At 54.3% G+C, this 16,801-nt stretch carries 14 protein-coding genes and 1 tRNA gene; 9 read left to right on the top strand and 6 right to left on the bottom strand.

Annotation, left to right across the window (positions count from 1 at the left end; genetic code table 11):
• Positions 1-10: 10 nt before the first annotated feature.
• Both radC and LBQ97_01445 read right to left on the bottom strand, forming a co-directional pair.
• Entirely contained in the window at positions 11-700 is a 690-nt protein-coding gene (gene radC / locus LBQ97_01450) for a DNA repair protein RadC (GenBank protein MDR1831381.1), read from the bottom strand.
• Positions 701-744: 44 nt separating this feature from the next.
• Positions 745-1,551, bottom strand: a complete 807-nt coding sequence (locus LBQ97_01445; GenBank protein MDR1831380.1) for an adenosylcobinamide-GDP ribazoletransferase — start codon at positions 1,549-1,551, stop codon at positions 745-747.
• 309 nt (positions 1,552-1,860) lie between these two features.
• On the opposite strand from LBQ97_01445, the gene LBQ97_01440 reads away from it, so the two are divergent.
• Entirely contained in the window at positions 1,861-2,988 is a 1,128-nt protein-coding gene (locus LBQ97_01440; protein MDR1831379.1) for a YARHG domain-containing protein, read from the top strand.
• 27 nt (positions 2,989-3,015) lie between these two features.
• On the opposite strand, the gene LBQ97_01435 is transcribed toward LBQ97_01440, so the two are convergent.
• The 4 genes from LBQ97_01435 to LBQ97_01420 form a co-directional block, all read right to left on the bottom strand.
• Positions 3,016-4,158 carry a glycerate kinase gene (locus LBQ97_01435; protein MDR1831378.1) on the bottom strand — a complete coding sequence of 381 codons (1,143 nt, stop codon included), beginning with the start codon at positions 4,156-4,158 and terminating at the stop codon, positions 3,016-3,018.
• Between the two features lie 115 nt (positions 4,159-4,273).
• Positions 4,274-5,461 (bottom strand): amidohydrolase, encoded by a 1,188-nt coding sequence (locus tag LBQ97_01430; GenBank protein ID MDR1831377.1) that lies wholly within the window; start codon positions 5,459-5,461, stop codon positions 4,274-4,276.
• On the bottom strand, positions 5,458-6,651 hold the full coding sequence (locus LBQ97_01425; GenBank protein ID MDR1831376.1) for an amidohydrolase: 1,194 nt from the start codon (positions 6,649-6,651) through the stop codon (positions 5,458-5,460). The genes LBQ97_01430 and LBQ97_01425 overlap by 4 nt, the downstream gene beginning before the upstream one ends.
• 124 nt (positions 6,652-6,775) lie before the next feature.
• The gene (locus LBQ97_01420; protein MDR1831375.1) at positions 6,776-8,350 is read right to left on the bottom strand and encodes an AbgT family transporter; all 1,575 of its coding nucleotides are present in this window, start codon (positions 8,348-8,350) and stop codon (positions 6,776-6,778) included.
• A gap of 537 nt (positions 8,351-8,887) precedes the next feature.
• Between LBQ97_01420 and LBQ97_01415 the strand changes: the two genes are divergently transcribed.
• The 8 genes from LBQ97_01415 to LBQ97_01380 all read left to right on the top strand — a co-directional run bounded on the left by LBQ97_01415 (position 8,888) and on the right by LBQ97_01380 (position 16,795).
• On the top strand, positions 8,888-9,613 hold the full coding sequence (locus LBQ97_01415) for a basic amino acid ABC transporter substrate-binding protein (protein ID MDR1831374.1): 726 nt from the start codon (positions 8,888-8,890) through the stop codon (positions 9,611-9,613).
• Positions 9,614-9,695: 82 nt separating this feature from the next.
• Positions 9,696-10,841: an aminotransferase class I/II-fold pyridoxal phosphate-dependent enzyme gene (locus LBQ97_01410; GenBank protein ID MDR1831373.1), complete on the top strand. Its 1,146-nt coding sequence runs from the start codon at positions 9,696-9,698 to the stop codon at positions 10,839-10,841.
• A gap of 166 nt (positions 10,842-11,007) precedes the next feature.
• The gene (rpsT, locus tag LBQ97_01405; GenBank protein ID MDR1831372.1) at positions 11,008-11,283 is read left to right on the top strand and encodes a 30S ribosomal protein S20; all 276 of its coding nucleotides are present in this window, start codon (positions 11,008-11,010) and stop codon (positions 11,281-11,283) included.
• A 150-nt stretch (positions 11,284-11,433) separates the two neighbouring features.
• A complete protein-coding gene (locus LBQ97_01400; protein ID MDR1831371.1) occupies positions 11,434-12,612 on the top strand; it encodes a CoA transferase in 1,179 nt (392 codons plus the stop codon).
• A gap of 108 nt (positions 12,613-12,720) precedes the next feature.
• Positions 12,721-12,795: transfer RNA gene (locus tag LBQ97_01395), tRNA-Glu, on the top strand.
• Between the two features lie 121 nt (positions 12,796-12,916).
• Positions 12,917-14,050 (top strand): nucleotidyltransferase family protein, encoded by a 1,134-nt coding sequence (locus tag LBQ97_01390; GenBank protein ID MDR1831370.1) that lies wholly within the window; start codon positions 12,917-12,919, stop codon positions 14,048-14,050.
• A 17-nt stretch (positions 14,051-14,067) separates the two neighbouring features.
• Positions 14,068-15,405, top strand: a complete 1,338-nt coding sequence (locus tag LBQ97_01385; protein MDR1831369.1) for an MFS transporter — start codon at positions 14,068-14,070, stop codon at positions 15,403-15,405.
• A 22-nt stretch (positions 15,406-15,427) separates the two neighbouring features.
• Positions 15,428-16,795, top strand: a complete 1,368-nt coding sequence (locus tag LBQ97_01380; protein MDR1831368.1) for a ComEC/Rec2 family competence protein — start codon at positions 15,428-15,430, stop codon at positions 16,793-16,795.
• Positions 16,796-16,801 lie beyond the last annotated feature (6 nt).

Raw genomic sequence — 16,801 nt, 5'->3', positions numbered from 1 at the left:
CTTTTTTGCCTTAACGGAGAGTCCCGTATTCCAGAAAGCTGAAATAGGAATCCCGTGAAATAATGATGTGATCCAGCAGCGCGATGTCGAATTCCCTGAGACCGCGGTGCATGTGGGTCGTGAATTCCTTATCCTTCGTCGAAGGCTCCACGTCGCCCGAGGGGTGGTTGTGGGCGAAAATCACGGATTTTGCCTCAAGGTTCAGGACTTCCCGGATGATCTCCCTGGGGTAGACCGCGCTTTTGTCGATGGTCCCCGAAAAGAGGATCTCATGCTTCAAGATGCGGTTTTTCACGTCGAGGTAGATGACCATAAAATTCTCGACGGAGAAAAAGGCCAGATTGCCTCGCAAAAAAGCCAGCAAGTCGTTTTTGTTTTTGAGCGTGACGAGATCCACGTCCGCAAGTCGTTCTCCGTAGAGGCGGGTCGCGATATCCCCGATCAAACGTAAAAACAGGGCGGTATTCTCCCCGACGCCGTCGATTTTCAAAAGCTCGGCCGCGTCCGCCCGCAAGATGTCCTCGATATGCTTGTATTTCGTCGTGAGCGCCCTTGCGATGGGCTTCACGTCTTTTCTGCCGATGCAATAAGTCAGGAGCAGCTCCACGATCTCATAATCGAGAAAGCTCCCATAGCCGCCTTTCCGGTATTTTTCCCGGATCCGGCGCCGATGACCGTCATTTCCTTTGTTTCCCTCCATTTTTCACTTCCGGATCGTGGAAAATGATTCCGTACTCCCGGTTTTTACAAGTACCCGGTGAATGTCCCCGCGAGGACCATATAGATTATGAGCAGAAACAGCACCTCGCTCTGCTCGACGACGGCGCCCAGCGTATGGCCGGTGATTCCGCCGATTCGTTTTTTCATCCAGTAGCCGAACAGGTAGCCGGCGATGACCGTGGCCGCGAAAGCGAACAGGGTCAGGAAAAACAAGATGAGCCTGTAGTTGGCAAAGGACGGCACAAAGATCATCGATACGGCAACGACGCCCACGGTGATCAGGACGGCGGCCATGAGGTCGGCGACCTTGGTATTGTCCGCGAAAAGTTTCGCCTTGCCCGTATTTTTCGCCGCGCCGATATACGTGCAGTTGACGACGCAGTTGAGCCTTCCGGCCACGGGAACGAGCATGATCAGGGACGGATATTTGGGCAGCATGGCCCCCAGCAGGAAGATTTTCAGCAAAAGGGCTATGCCCAGGGCCATAGCGCCGTTTGTCCCGATGGACACGTCGTCTTTCATCATGTCCAGCATCTTCTGCCTGCTCCGGTATTTGAATATGCTGTCATAGGTGGCGGCAAGCCCGCGCAGGTGCATATCTCCGGTGATCATCACCCCGATTGCGGCGATAATCGTCGTGATCACGAAAATATGACCCCCCGGCAAAAGTTTTGCCAGGATCCATAAAAAGATGTATAACACGACGCCGATGGCAAAGCCGACCAGCGGGAAAAATTTCATGCTTTTGCCCAGCTCGCCCTCATTTTCCGGCGTCGATCCGAAAAGGGGGAAGCGGGTCATAAATTTGAAAAGCTGGATGATTCCGTTCATTGCGATCCCTCCCTGCGACCGGCGTAAAATAAATCTCGTGGATCTATACTATTATATCACGATTTTTCAATGGCGGTCAAGGGAAAGAATCAGAAAGCGGGGGAATTTTACAATGTCACCCAAAAACGAACGGACCGTCTAGGCCTTAAAAATTAAAGAAAGAAAAGCCAAAGAAAATTGTTTCCGAACTTTACAGAATCCGGATTTTTTGGTATAATATGGACTATAACCAGAAACAATTCAGCGCAGAATGTGTGACAAATCCCAAATACCGGTTATATCGCATCGGACCGGACACACGGAGGCATCATGAAAAAATTTTTCTGTTTTACCCTGCTTTTCTTTTCTTTTTTCGCGCACGCACAAAATATGACGCCACAGGCGACGGAAAAAGAAACCGCCGGCGTGGAGCAGCTCGAAGCCTACAGGGAGACGATCCGGGAAATGGACGTCTCGCTGACCAATTCCCTGAATAAGGCCCTGCAGCTCATCGTCGACATCAAAAATCAGGATCCCGCGGCCATCGCCAGAAATCTCAGCGTCTCCAAGGATATCGGGGAAATCTTGAAAGCCCATCACCAAAAATTTGACGAACTCAAGCCCCCGGCGGATTTCGCCGAATCCCATGAAAAGTTGAAAAACGGTCTTGACGCCTGTATCGACCTCTTTGCGGAGATCACGGACGTGCTGGAGCTGGCCTCATCCACCGATATCGGGACCAAGGCCGTGGCCCAGACAAAATTCCAAGGCCTCGTCGGAAAATTCAACAACTTGCGCCCGGATCTCGAGCAGTATTCCGTAGGTTACACGGAAATCATGACAAAGAAAATCGAGGTCGCCGCGGCGGATACGAAGCCCGCCGAAGCGGCGGCGGCGATCGTGGACACAAAGCCTTCCGGGGAGACGGCGCCCGCGGCTGACGTGAAATCCGCCGAACCCGCAGCGGTCAAAATTGAAACCCCATCCGGAGAAAGCGCTTCCCCGGCGCCGGCGGAAAAAGACGGCGCAGTGGCGGTGACGGCGGGCGAAGAAAAGCCTGTCGAAACGGCCGTTGCGTCCACAGAGGCGAAAGTGGAAGAAATTACGGCTGCAGCGGACACGAAACCCGCCGGGCAAGAGGCGACGGCCGGGTTCTATGATCCGGCGACGTTGGAGGACGTCTATGGCTGGACGGGGGATTACCTCTTCCCCAGCGACAAGGAGCGCTTCACGAGGGAATACCTCGAGAGCTGCTCGAGAGCGGAGCTCTATGTGCTGAGAAACGAAATCTACGCCCGCTACGGCTTGCAGTTCGGCCCTGAAAACCTCAAGACCTACTTCGGGAAAAAGGCCTGGTACAAGCCCGCGCCGGGCAATGTGGACCGCCTGCTGACGGATCTTGAAAACGACAATGTGGACAGTATCGTAGCGGTGGAAAGAAAAAAAGGCTGGCGGTGATCGCCAGCTTTTTTTCAGTCACGTTGCTTATTTTTTGAGGTTCATGCCCGCCTTGAGCACCCGGAACGTTCGTTCCGCCGCGTCGAGATAGAGCTCTTCGGCCCGGTTCAGGGCCTCTTCGAGAGGCATGGGCGTATTGACCGTCGTCACGATGGAATGTACGCCGTGCTCGTAAATATCCGTCGCCCCGTCGCCCATACCGCCGACGACGGCTACGACCGGCACGTTTTTCGCCCGACAGCGCTTGCCGATGCCGCTGGGAACCTTGCCGAAGGCCGACTGCCAGTCGATGCGCCCTTCTCCGGTAATGACGAGATCCGTATCGTTGAGCAGTTCGTCGAAATGAATGAGGTCAAGGACCGTTTCGATCCCCGATTTGAGCGTTGCCTTGAGAAAAACGCAAAGGGCCGCCCCGAGGCCTCCCGCAGCGCCCGCGCCCGGAATTTTGTCCACGTCGACGCCGGTCTTGGCGAGCACAACCCCGGCGTAGTTGATCATGCCGCTTTCGAGCCGCTTCAAGATTTCCGGGGTCCCGCCCTTCTGTTTGCCGAAGGTGAATGTGGCCCCCCTTTCGCCGGTCAGCGGATTGTTGACGTCGCACATGACCGTGAATTTTGTCTCCGCCACGGCCGGATGAATCCCGCTCAGATCAATATCCCGGACCTTTTCCAGATCCTGTCCCGTTCCTTCCAGTTCCTTTCCCTCCGCGTCCAGAAATCTGACGCCAAGCGCCCTCATGGCCCCCATGCCGCCGTCGTTGGTGGCGCTCCCGCCGATGGCGATGGCGATATCCCGGAAGCCCTTGTCAAGGGCGGTCTTGATCAATTCCCCCGTCCCGCAGGTTGTCGTCAGGAGCGGATTGCGCTTTTCGGGCGGAACCATGGGAAGGCCTGAAGCCGCCGCCATTTCGATGATCGCTTCCTTTTCGTTGATTTCCCCGTAATAGGACTTCCTGAGTTCCATCAGGGGTCCGTGAACCTCGAGGGAGACCATTTTCCCCTTCGTGTTCTTGATGACGGCTTCCACAGTCCCTTCGCCGCCGTCGGCGATCAGTACCCCGGCCGTCTCACATTGGGGGAAGACTTTTTTTGCCGCTATGTTCAAGAGTTCGATGATTTTTTCCGACGAGAGCGTTCCTTTGAATGAATCCGACGCGAATAAAAATTTCATACAGCCTCCTCATGTGTTTTTCAGTATAATACTCCCCCTTGCTTTTTCTTTTCTTCTAAAATTTTATAACACTTTGGCTGAGAATTCAATAGTCGGCAAAGAATATTTTTGCGGATTATTTTCCGGCCGCGAGGTAATCCACGGCAAATTGCGCCGCCACCGCCGCGCCTTTGGCGAGGGCCTCCTCGTCGGGCGAGAATTTTTCGTGATGAAGGCTCAGGGCCGACTCGGGAATCGCGTCGGATCTTGCCCCCACATTGCCGAAAACGCCGGGGACCTTGTCCATATAAAAGGAAAAATCTTCCCCGCCGGTATTTTTTTCAAGGTCAATGAGCTTGTCCTTCCCGAAAAGTTTCGTGACGGCCCCTCGGGCAAGCTCCACAAGACGCTTGTCCGTATTGCTCAGGGGATCGACGCCGTGCCTGTACTCCACAGATCCCGCGCAACCGTAGGCGGCGGCCATGTTTTCCGTCACCTGTTTGATTTCGTCGATGACCTTGGTCATTAGATTCCGGTCGAAATAGCGGACGGTCCCTTCCATAACGACTTTTTGGGGGATAATGTTGGCCCGCTGCCCGCCGTGGATCGTCCCCAGTGTGACGACAAGAGGGGAAAGCGGGTTGTTGAAGCGACTGACGACGGCCTGAACGCCGCCGATGATCGCGCCCGCCGCCACGATGGCGTCATGGCCCAGATGAGGGGCCGACCCGTGGGCGCTCATGCCTTCCACGGTAATCTTCAGACCGTCTCCGGCGGCCATGCGCTCCCCTTCACAAAAATCAAAGGCCCCCGAGGGCAGGACCGAGTTGATGTGTACGCCGTAGCAGGCGTTCACGTCGTCCAAAAATCCCTGCCGGATGACTTCCTTGGCGCCGCTGACAAATTCTTCGGCCGGCTGAAACAGGAGCTTTACCCTGCCCGGGAGTTCCGCCCGGACGCTTTGCAGGATTTTGGCCGCGCCCAGGAGCATGGCGATATGCGTATCATGCCCGCAGGCGTGCATAACGCCTGGATTTTGTGAGGCGTAGGGCAACCCGCTTTCTTCCGTGACCGGAAGGGCGTCGATATCCGCCCGCAGCAGTACCGTGGGGCCCTCTTTTCTCCCTTCGATGACGCCGACGCAGCCGTACCAGCCGCCGGTCATGGGCGTGATTTCCGTAATGCCGAGGGCCTTGAGATCAGAAATTATGGCCTCCGTGGTTTTTTCTTCCTTGAAGGAGAGCTCCGGATGACTGTGGTACCAGCGTCTCCGCTCAATGATATAATCTTTCGCCACTCCGGCGAGTTTTCCGATATCCGTCATTTTTCCACCCCGCTTTCTTTGAGATAATCCCGCGCGAACTGCGCCGCGACCGCAGCCCCCCGCGAGAGGATTCGCTCGTCCACCGTGAAACACTTGTTGTGGTTGTTTTGCTCCGAACCCGGGACATCGGGGCTCTGTACGCCCACAAAACCGAAGACATAGGGAACTTTTTCCCCGTAGTTGGCAAAATCTTCCGAGCTCGTGAGCTTTTCCATGGGAAGCAAACTCTCTTCCCCGTACAGTTTGGTAACCGCGTCTTGCGCGATCCGGACAAGATTGGCGGCGCTGTTTTTAAGAGGCTTTACGCCGAAATGATAGCTGACTTCCGCCTCGCAGCCGTAGGCTTTGGCTGTCCTTTCCGCCACGTCCCGGATCATTTCTCCGACGGCTCTGCCGAGGGTCTCGTCGTAAAAACGAATCGTGAGACTCATTTCCACGCGGGAGGGAATGATGTTGTAACCCTCGCCGCCTTCTATGGTACCGACGCCGACCACAAGCGGCTTCAGCGGATCCCGCATACGGCTCACAATCGTCTGGATCCCCATGACTACGGCGCTTGCGGCCACAATGGCGTCGTGGCCCAGATGGGGGGCGGATCCGTGGGCGCCAGCCCCCTTGATGACGATGCTTCCCTTACCCGCGCCCGCCATCCGGTCTCCGGATTCAAAATTGAACGCGAGGGCCGGCAGACTTGACCAGACATGAACGCCATAGAGGGCGTCTACGCCCTCGAGTCCTCCCTGCCGCATGACTTCCGGCGCGCCCAGTCCCCATTCCTCCGCGGGCTGAAACAGAAGCTTCACGGTCCCCGGAAATTCATCCCGGATGTCCCGGAGAATTTTTGCCGCGCCCAGAAGCATGGCCATATGGGCGTCGTGACCGCAGGCGTGCATTTTTCCCTCGTTTTCAGAGGCAAAAGGCAATCCGGTCTCTTCTTTTACGGGAAGGGCGTCGATATCGGCCCTGAGCATGACAGTCCCGCCGGGCCCCCTTCCCTTTATCGCGGCAATAAAGCCGTGCCAGCCCTCCTTAAAGGGCTGTATATCCGTAATGCCCATTTCACGCATATCAGCGAGCAGAGCCGCCGTTGTTTTTTCTTCGTATCGGGTCAGTTCGGGATGGGCGTGATACCAGCGCCTGCGCCCGATGATCCAGTTTTCGTATTTTTCCGCCAATTGTTTGATGTCCATTGTCCTCCTGTGGGGTAAATGCACAAAAATTGCCGGGAAAGGCTCGAAGAACATCCCCCGGCAATTGATGCGCTATGCTCAATTGAATCTTACACGACTTGACAGCGCAAGCGTCCGGCAGACCTTACGCAAAGTGGAACGCCGAAAGCAAAGCCTGGAAGTTCGGCAGGAACAACTGTCCGCCGGGTCCCAGCGGCAGTTTGAAGACCACCCAGATAATGAGCAGCACGATCCAGGTCACGCCGAAACAGAAGGAAATCGGGATCATGTTGGCCACAATGCTGCCGACGCCGGTTTCTTTCTCATAGCGCCGCGCGATTCCCAAGAGAATCGGGAAATAGGGGAAGAGCACGGACAGCGGATTCGTGATGGAGTCGCCCATTCTGTAGGCGATCTGGGTCAAAGACGGGTCGTAGCCCAGGATCATCATCATCGGTACGAATACCGGGGCCAGGATGGTCCATTTGGCCGAGGAGGAACCGATAAAGAGGTTGACGATGCAGGAAATGATAACGATACCCACCAAAAGCGGAATCGGATATTGTTTTACGGGCTGGAGCAGCTCCGCGCTCTTGATGGCCAGGATGGCGCCGAGGTTGCTCTTGTTGAAGTAAGCGGTAAACTGTCCGCAGAAGATACAGAGCATTACGTAGGGGGCCATGTCTTTGAAAGCCTCGGTCATGCTGTTGAAGAGATCCCTGTGGCTCTTGTACTGTCCCGATACGAAGCCGTACACGGCGCTGGGGACAAAGAAGAGGAACGTCGTCACAACCAGAAGCCCCGCCATCAGCGTGGATCCCAGAGAAATCAGGGAGCCGTTTTCATCCCGTAAAAGCGCTTCTTTGCCGATACAGAGGACAACGATCAGAAGGATCGCGAGAACAAGGGAAATAATCGCCCATTTGAGTCCTTTCTGCTGCTGGGGCGTCAAGTTGAGCATGGATTTGTCGAAATTGTATTTGCTGATGTCCACGCCTTCAAAGCGGGGGGCCAGGAAGTACTCGGCCACAAGGGTCCCCACGATGGTCAAAAGGATACAGGAAACGATCAGATAATACCAGTTGTTGGCGGCTGTGGTCTCATAGGCCGGGTCGATGAACTTGGCGGCCTGGGCGGTCAGCGGCGCAATGAGGAAATCAAGGCCGTTGATGAAGAGATTCGCGCAGAATCCTGCCGCAACGGATCCGAAGGCGATGTACATGCCGAGCATCGGAGATCTTCCGAGACCCAGGAACACGACGGCGGCCAGAGGCGGCATGAATACGAACGCCGAGTCGCCGGCCATATTTCCGTTGATGGACACGAATATGATCGCGGCCGTCACCAGTTTCGGCGGCGCGGATCCAAGGATTTTACTCATAAATACCGTCAAAAAGTTGCTTTTTTCGGCAATGCCGGTGCCGACCAGAGCGACCATTACGACGCCCAGAGGCGCGAATCCGGTGAAATTCACCAATGTGGCCTTGATGGCCCAGCGGATGCCCTCTTTGGTCAAAATGCTCCATGCCTTGATCTCGGCCCCTGTGGCCGGATGAATGGCGGAAACATTGGCCGCCGCGCAGATCGCTGAAATTACCGCGACCGCCAGGGCCAGCAAAATAAACAACAAGTTGGAATCGGGCAATTTGTTTCCCACCCGTTCCACGGCGCTCAAAAATCTGTCGAGAACAGATTTTTTCTGTACTGCTTCTACTGCCATAAAATAAACCCTCCTCACTACATGATGTAAAATTTTGAAGTAAACCTGTGCAGATGTAAAAAATTGCCTTAAAATTGGTACGCGTGTAACAAAAGTTTATCAATGTGAATTATGAAAGAATAACTATTTTGCCATTATAATACAGAAACGGAAAATTGTCAACTGTTTCCGTATTATTCCCGCAATTTTTTTTCAAACCTGTTTCGTTTTTGAGCATTTTTCACCGGATTTTATACAACTTGGGGAAAACCCGGGGAAAAATTTTATAAAAGTATTGACAAAAAAATAAAGATCGGCTATAATCCCTATTATTCGGAAATGACAAAAAATTTCCATTTTGGGAGGAACATCATGACGGCAAGGCGCAGGAAGGCAGTTCACAACAGGTCCGCTTATCTGAGGATCCTCGATTAGATGCGGTGTCTTCTTTGCGTTTTTTTCATCCGGAAACGACGTTGATCTTGTGTACCCGACACTGATTCTATGAGAGGAATTGGTGTTTTTTTATCTTAAATTCTATCACAGACGGAGGTTATCATGAAGAAGATTGTAAAACTGTTTATGCTGTTGCTGGTCGTTTTTAGCGGCGCGCTCATGGCTGACGACAAGGTGTACATCGTGGGGACCAACGCGGAATATCCGCCCTTCGAATACATCGAAAACAATAAAATCAGCGGTTTTGACGCCGACCTGATCGAGCTCGTGGCCGAACGGGCGGGCTTCAAGTACAAGTGGGACAACAGGGAATTCAAGGGCATCATTCCCGCCATGCAGACGGGAACCATTGACGTCGCCATCGCCGGCATGAGCATTACCGAAGAAAGAGCGAAAAACGTGAACTTCTCGATCCCCTATCTTTCCTCGCCGGCGGCGATTCTGACGAACACGATCAATCCCATCAAGAGCATGGATCCCAAGGATCTCGAAGGAAAGACCTACGGCGCGGAGCTCGGCACCACGAAAGAAGCGGCCGCCAAAAAGATCAAGGATTCCAAGGTAATGTCCTATGACAGCAACACCGCCGCCCTGATGGCTCTGATCGCTGGAAAAGTGGACGCCATCGTTATGGACGAGTCCGTGGCCAAGGAATATTATGAAAACAACAAGACCAAGACGCTGTATGTGGGCGTATTGCAGCAGGAAGACAAGGCCATTGCCGTCGTAAAAAGCAATCCGGAGCTCCTGGAGAAAATCAATAAGGCCCTGCAGAGCCTGATCGACGACGGGACGGTCAAGAAATTGCGGGAAAAATATAAGATCTGAAACGGAACAAAAGGAAATCATAACAGAAAGGTCGGGCGGACGCTTCCGCCCGACCACTTACCTTGTTTTACGGAGGGAACACATGCGATCGATCATATCAGACAAATTTGCCGTGCTGGCGAGGCCCATGGGGAGCGCCAGGAAAACGGAAAGCAAACTGCCCTTTATCAATCTCGGGATCGGGGATCTCGACATCACCACAGACGAGATTGTCATCGAAAAGGCCATGGCCGACGCCAAGGCGGGCTATACGCACTATACGGACCCGCAGGGGCTCATGGATCTGCGGAAACTTATCAGCGACTACCACAAAAAATGTTTTACGAACTATGAATTTGAGCCCAAAGACATCTTCGTCACGACGAGCGCCTCCCACGGTCTGTACCTGACCATGCTGGCCATCATGAACCCCGGCGACGAAGTCATTCTGCTGGCGCCCTATTTTCCCCTCTACGCGCTGCAAATCAAAGCAAACGGCGGAACGCCCGTCGTTGTCCAGACAAAATTCGAAAACAACTTCCAGCTCGTCAGGGAAGATATCGAAGCTGCCGTTACGCCGAAGACCAAGGCCATCGTCATGAATACGCCGGGCAATCCTTCGGGCGTCTGCTACAGCCGACAGAGCCTCGAGATCCTCCGGGATCTGGCCGTCAAATATGATCTGCTGGTTATCGCCGACGAGGTCTATGACTATTATTCCTACGACACGGCTTTTATCCCCGCCATTACCATAGAGGGTATGCAGGACCGCTGCATCTCCGTCTGCAGCTACAGCAAGAATTTCGCCATGACCGGCTGGCGGGTCGGCTACGTGATCTCCGTCGTGGACAGGCTCGTCGAAGTCATGGAATACGCCAACGAACCCATGGTCTACAGCGCGCCGGCGCCTTCCCAAAGGGCCGCCTACCACGCCATGCTGGACTATGAGCGGATTCGGGCGAAGAACGTCCCCATTTTTCGCGAAAGGATAGACTACTGCTACGACAGAATCGCCAAAATGCCCAAGCTGAAATGCTTCAAGAGCCAAGGCGGCATTTACCTCTTCCCCGACGTCAGGGGGACCGGCATGTCCGGAACGGAATTTTCCGACGAGCTCTTCCGGAAATACAATGTGAACGTCATCGACGGCGCGGGCTTCGGAACGCCCGGTTTTGTCAGGATCGCCTGCACCCTGGACCTCGGTCTCATGAAGGAGGCCTTTGACCGGATCGAGGAATTTGTCCGCTAAGAAGATCTTGACCGCGAAAAAAAGTTTACATTTTCCGAAAAATATGCTAAAATACTAATGGTCCATTGTACAAAAAGTGTTTCTTTGTAACTTAAAACAGGCAAATATTGAGATTTGTTTGTTTTATGACGTTATGTAGAAATTGCGAATCATCAGGAGGTTTATTTTGGCACATTCCAAATCCGCGAAAAAGAGAATTCTCGTCGCAGAAAAGCACCGGGAGCGGAACCAGTCAGTGAAGACGAGAGTGAAAACCATGGCGAAAAAAGTAGTGGCGGCCATTGAGACAAACGATACCGAAGCGTCCAACAAAGCGCTGTCCGTCGCTTACAAAGAGCTGGACAAAGCGGTCAGCAAAGGCATACTCAAGAAAAATACAGCGTCCAGGAGAAAATCCAGACTGGCGGCGAAAGTCAACGCAATCGGAAAAGAAACAAATTAAAGCGCAAAACCGGTATCGGGCGGGAATATAAACCGGCATATACCTGCTCTCACACGCTTTAATGATAGAATACTTTTTAGAGACAATAGACTTGCGCAGACGGGTCTATTGTTTTTTTTGGGGGGCATTTTAAAGGGAGGTAATCATGAAATGGGAAAAGCATTACAAAATTTAAAAATCCTTGATTTTTCAACGCTTTTGCCCGGACCCCTGGCAACCATGCACTTGGGGGACCTGGGGGCGGAGGTGTTGCGGGTGACCACAGGGACGAGACAGGATATTCTGGAGCGGCAGCCGCCCCTGATCGCGGAAAACGGGTGTTCGGCGGTGACGGCCCAGCTCAACCGGAACAAGCGCTCGATTCTTCTGAACCTCAGGGAACCCGAGGCCGTGGAGATCGTCAAGCGCCTGATTCAGGACTACGATATCCTCATTGAGCAGTTTCGTCCGGGGGTGATGAAACGTCTCGGGTTGGACTACGACACCCTGTCGGCCATACAACCGGGGCTGATCTATTGCTCCATAACGGGCTACGGGCATGGAAATTCCATGTCGCAAAGGGCAGGGCACGATATCAATTATCTGGCATTGGGCGGCGTTTCCGGGTATTCCGGAACGGGAGACATGGCGCCGCAGTTGACGGGAATCCAGATCGCCGATCTGGCGGGGGGCTCCTGTAATGCGATAATCGGTATCCTGGCGGCCGTGATCCATCGGATGGAAACCGGAAAAGGGCAATTTATCGATATCTCCATGACGGACGGCGTCATGGCCTTGAACGCCATCGAAGGGGCGGCGTGCCTCGTGACGGGGCAGGCCCCGAAGCCGGGCGCGGCGCTTTTGAACGGCGGGACCATCTATGACAATTATGCCACCAAAGACGGCAAAACCGTAAGCTTCGGCGGCCTCGAGGAAAAATTCAAGCGGGAATTCTGCAAGCGCCTGGGCCATGACGAATGGGCGGACAGCAATATCGAGGGGGATCCCGCGGTAAAGGCGGAAATCCGGGCGATCATCAAAGGGAAGACCCTCGCCGAGTGGAAGACCCTCATGGCCGACGCCGATTGCTGCTTCGAGCCCGTCCTCGATCTCAACGAAGTCTTTGAAAGCAGGCTCGCCCGGGAGCGGCAAATGGTCGTTGACGTCCCCGTCGAGGGCGGCGGAACCGTGCGGCAGATCGGAAGCCCCTTCAAGTTTTCGGAAACGCCGGCAAGCTATGTCCACGCGGGCAGAGCGGCCTCCCTGGGAGAGACCCGGGAAGTCCTGCGGGGATTTTCTTACACCGACGCCGAGATCGACGGCTTTATCAGCCACGGCGCGCTGAAATAAGGAAAAAAGCAAAAAAAAAGCGAAATTCGGCAAAATTTTCAAAGAAAAGGTTTTACAAAATCCCAAAAATCGTGTATAATAGTATTCGCTGGAAATTTTTTCTCAACCGGCCCCATAGTCTAGCGATCAGGACGGCAGATTCTCACTCTGCAGACAGGGGTTTGACTCCCCTTGGGGCTACCAATACCGCTTACATAAGCCGGTTCTTCGAAAGAGACCGGCTTTTTATTTGAAAGAATTCGTCTACAAAAGACGAAAAATATGCTATAATGAATCCGTAAAGCAATCGCCTCCGGGAGGAAACATGGAAGCCACGGGCCTTATCGTCGAATACAACCCCTTTCACAACGGGCACGCCCTGCATCTGCAAAAAGCCCGGGAGCTTGCCCCGGACGCGGTAATGGCAGCCGTCATGAGCGGGGATTATGTCCAGCGGGGGGAACCGGCCCTGCTGCCCAAGGAAAAGCGGGCGGACCTTGCCATAGCCGCGGGGGTCGATCTCGTCGCGGAACTCCCGCCTTTTTATTCGACGCAAACGGCGGAAATCTTCGCCTGGGGGGCCGTAGGCATCCTCGGGGAACTGGGTTGCGGACGGATCGTCTTCGGCTCCGAATGCAACGATCGGGCCCTTCTGGGAAGCGTCGCGGCCCGGACGGAAACGGTTCGCTTCCGGGAAAAGCTCAGGCAAAGGCTCAAAGAAGGTTTATCTTTTCCCAAGGCGTACGCGCTGGCTCTGGAAACGGAGGCGAGCTTGGAGGCAAACGACATTTTGGGCGTCGAGTATATCCGCGCCGCCCGCGCCCACGGGAAACCCATGGCGCTCATTCCCGTAAAAAGAATCGAGCGGCGGGAATCGTCGGCCGATGTACGGGACGGGATCACAAGCAGTTCGGAAATCCGGGCCAGGATCGCGGCAGGGGACTATGACAACGCTTACGTCCCCGAAGAAACGGCACGCGTCCTCATGAACTCAGGCCACCGGGGCCTTCTGGTCGATCTCAACGCCTGCTATCCGCTGCTCCGCTACCGGATCCTCTCCGATCCCGGACTCCTTGGGGAAATCCAGGATATGGAGGAAGGCTTTGAAAACCGGCTTGCGGCGGCGGCCAAAAAACACCAGGCTTTTCCCGCTTTTTTTGAAGCCGTGCGAACGAAGCGCTACACGGCCGCGCGAACGCAGCGCATTTTGATTCACGCGCTTTTGGGTCTCACCAAGGCCGTAACGGCCGCGGCCCGGACGGAAATCCCTTATGTCCGCGTATTGCGGTACAACGAGCGGGGCCGGAGCTATCTCAACGCGCTGAAAAAAACCGGCAATGAAAAGATCCTCACGACATGGCAGAATTGCACCAGGAAATTTTCCGGATCACGGATTGATTTGATCAATTTTTCCAGAAAATCCGAAATATTCTATCACATGATATGGAAAGAACAATAAAAAGGATGGTGTTTTCCATGCAGGCAACGGAAACGAAAATTTTACCGCGCAGCATACAGATTTTCTACGGCGTCGGCGTCAGTTACGCCATCGTGGACCAGATTTTTTCCCAATGGCTGCTGTATTTTTATCTGCCGCCGGAAAATTCGGGATTGAAGCCCGTCATGGCCCCGCTCCTGATCTCGCTGGCCCTGGTGATCTCCCGCTTCGTCGATATGGTCACGGACCCCGTCGTGGGCTACGCCTCCGACCGCTTTCACAGCCGCTGGGGGCGGCGGATTCCCTTTGTGGCCGTTGGCATCCTCCCGCTGGTTTTGACGACGCTGGCCTTTTTTTATCCGCCGGTGGGCAGGGAAATCACGAGCTTTATCTATCTCGCGATCACGGGATCGCTGTTTTTTACGTTTTATACGATCGTTGGGGCCCCTTATAACGCGCTGATTCCGGAGATCGGTAATACCAAAGAAACGAGGCTCAACCTCTCGACGTGGCAGTCCATTTTCCGGCTGGTCTATACGGCCGTGGCCATGATCCTCCCCGGCGTTCTGATCAAGACTCTGGGCAAAGGGGACGTGACCCGGGGCGTCCGGGGCATGGTCATGATCCTTTGCGTACTCTGCCTCGCGGGCGGGCTCGTGACGGTCTTTCTCGTTCCCGAAAACAAGTATTCCACAGGAGGGACCAACGAGGCCAATTTTCGGGATACGCTCAAAATCGCCTTCCGAAACAGAGCTTTTGTGCTGTATCTCTTTGGGCTCCTGTTCTTTTTCGTGGGTTTCAACAACCTCAGGGCCGCCATGAATTATATTGTGGAGGACATCATGGGCTACGGCAAGGGCGCCATCACCTTGGCGTCGGCGATTCTTTTCGGCATGTCGGCGCTCTTTTTCTACCCGACAAACAAGCTCTCGGCCAAATACGGCTACCGGCGGGTCATGCTGGCATGTCTTACGCTTTTGGTCATCTTTACCGCCATGCTGTTCTTTCTGGGAAAATTTCTTCCGGTCTCCTTCGGTTTTGTCCTCTTTGCCCTGATGGGCATCCCCATCGCGGGGGCGGCTTTCATCTTCCCGCCGGCCATGTTGAGCGAAATCGGCTCAAAGATCAGCCAAACGAGCGGGCAACACATCGAAGGGGTCTGCTTCGGAATCCAGGGTTTCTTTTTAAAAATGGCCTTTATGCTCTCGATCCTGATCCTGCCGATCCTCTTGGTTTCCGGAGGCAGCGCTGGCCTGCGGGAAGCGATAACCGGCGTCGGCCACACGGTCGAAAAAAGCGGCATTTATCTCACAATGCTCGTCTCAGCCGCGTCATTCGCCGTTTCGTTTATATTCTACTATATTTATAGAGATTAAAAAATAAAAGGATGGTCGTACGATGGAACTGATTTATGTGCTGTCATTGGAGTGCTTTTTTACCCTATGCGCCTTTCAGGCCGGCGGCCCCCGGGCGGGGATAGCGGTCTGCCTTGCGGCGGGCCTTTGCGGGGCGTGTTTTTCCGGGAAAAATAAAGCGGCGACGGTGATTTTTCCACTGCTCCTCGCTTTCCGGATCCTGACCTTTGTCAATTTCGGCGAATATGCGACAGGCGACCGCGTAAGCATAGGCCTGGAACTCCTTGAGGGGCGCGGGCGGATCGTCCGGCTGGACGGCAAAGCCCCCCGGCGCAAAAGCTACGCCAAGGTCGGATATTTGCGGGACGGGCGATACGCGCTTGAGGGAACGATTACGAAAATAGAAGACTTTCACGGAATCCGGACATACACCATAGAGAAAAGTTCGGCGACAGAGATTCCGCCCAACGCCCTTTCCCGTTATTTTACCGCCAGGGCGGAAGCGCTTTTGGAGAAGGCCCCCATTGATTTCCGGAATCTCTATATGGCCGTGGTCTTGGGCGACACGAGCCGCCTTGACCGGGGGACCCGGGAGAAGTTTTCCTACACGGGAACCTCGCATTTGCTGGCGCTTTCGGGGCTTCATATCGGGATCGTGTTTTCTTTTATCCTCTTCGGGGCCGGGAAACTGCCGCTTATGCGCAGAAAGCGCTATCTTCTGGCCCTTCTGGCGATCACGCTCTATTTCGCGGGCGTGAAAAATTCGCCCTCTCTTTCCCGGGCCTATATCATGGTGCTCGTGACCATAGCCGGAAAGATCTTCTACGAAAATGTGGACGCGGAAAAATCCCTCTGCGCATCCTTTCTTTGGAGTATGTTCGCGGATCCCCTGAGCGCCGGCGAGACGTCCCTCAAGCTCTCCTATCTGGCCGTAGTGGCCATTGTCAGCGTCTTTCCCCGGATCAAGGAGCGGGTTTATCCGAAAAAGTCCAGGTGGATCGACCTTTTTCTCCTGACGCTTGTGATCCAGCTGTTTCTCACGCCGGTCATGGTCTGGGAATTCGGCGCGTTACCGTTTCTGGCGCTCTTCAGCAATCTCGTCATGCTTCCCCTGGGGAGTCTCTATATTTCTCTGGCCTTCGGCTGCCTCATGCTGCAAAACTTCGGTCTCGGCTTTCTTTTGCTGTGGCCCGCGGAACTTGTCTTCAAAGTCTTTACGGGGCTTTTGGGGGCCTTGAGCAAATTGCCCTGGCTTACCCTGCCGGTCCAAAGTCCGGCCTCGCCTCTGCTCTTGTATCTCTTTTACGGCCTCTGCTTCGCCCTGATCCTTTGGATCAAGTACCGGAATGAAAATATGCGCTTTCGCGGGACGGGTCTTGTGATCCGCGGAAAAGCGCAAAAGGATACATGATGCCCT

The organism is Fusobacteriaceae bacterium, from assembly GCA_031272775.1.
Lineage (GTDB): Bacteria > Fusobacteriota > Fusobacteriia > Fusobacteriales > Fusobacteriaceae > JAISST01.
The sequence above is the reverse complement of the archived record's forward strand: the minus strand, read 5'-3'. Positions and strand labels throughout refer to the sequence as shown.